A 753-nucleotide genomic window follows, 5' to 3' on the forward strand; every position below is an offset into this window, starting at 1 on the left:
TTGGATTTACGATCATAGAATCTCACATGGGTTAGATGTGGATCCCACCGGTTTGACGCTTGATTATCGTCTATTTCAAAAGATCAAATTGTTAAAGAGCAAGTTTAGTGCAAAGCACTAAGTCAGAGACTAGGACCCCTCAGTTAACATCTAAATCGATGAACTGGTCCAAGCATCTTGCTTAAGGCTTTGAGTTGTATCGTTTGGTTCGCAGAACTGCGAGATAGTAGATCGTTCCGTGAAGTGGTGGAGCCATGCGGGGTCGAACCGCAGACCTCCTGCGTGCAAAGCAGGCGCTCTCCCAACTGAGCTATGGCCCCTCTAAAACTTCGATGTATTCTCTACATTTTAAAATAAGTTTCAACTATTTTTTAAAACTTATTTTGACACCAGAATCTTGGGGATTCTGGTAGGTCTGGGCCGATTTGAACGGAAAGACATGACCTTACCCGCTTTTAACAAAGAGAATGGGGTGCGCTCTAACCAACAAGCGGCTTAACCGGATACCAATCTATCGATTGGTGGGTCTGGGCCGATTTGAACGGCCGACCTCACCCTTATCAGGGGTGCGCTCTAACCAACTGAGCTACAGACCCGGTCCAGACTACGATACTCTAAACTACAGATATCAGATAATTTGTGTGAACGCTCACCAGAGCTTCTTATCGTTTAAGGAGGTGATCCAGCCCCAGGTTCCCCTAGGGCTACCTTGTTACGACTTCACCCCAGTCATTGATCACTCCGTGGTAACCG

2 tRNA genes and 1 rRNA gene are annotated in these 753 nt (G+C 46.5%); all 3 read right to left on the reverse strand.

The features are described 5' to 3' along the window. Positions 1-244 precede the first annotated feature (244 nt). A tRNA-Ala gene (locus JQX58_RS15160) sits at positions 245-320 on the reverse strand. A gap of 199 nt (positions 321-519) precedes the next feature. Continuing rightward, positions 520-596, reverse strand: a tRNA-Ile gene (locus tag JQX58_RS15165). Between the two features lie 74 nt (positions 597-670). Further along, positions 671-753: ribosomal RNA gene (locus JQX58_RS15170) — 16S ribosomal RNA — on the reverse strand; the annotation flags it as partial.

The organism is Marinomonas ostreistagni (assembly GCF_016888445.1).
In the GTDB taxonomy this organism is placed as follows: Bacteria; Pseudomonadota; Gammaproteobacteria; order Pseudomonadales; family Marinomonadaceae; genus Marinomonas; species Marinomonas ostreistagni.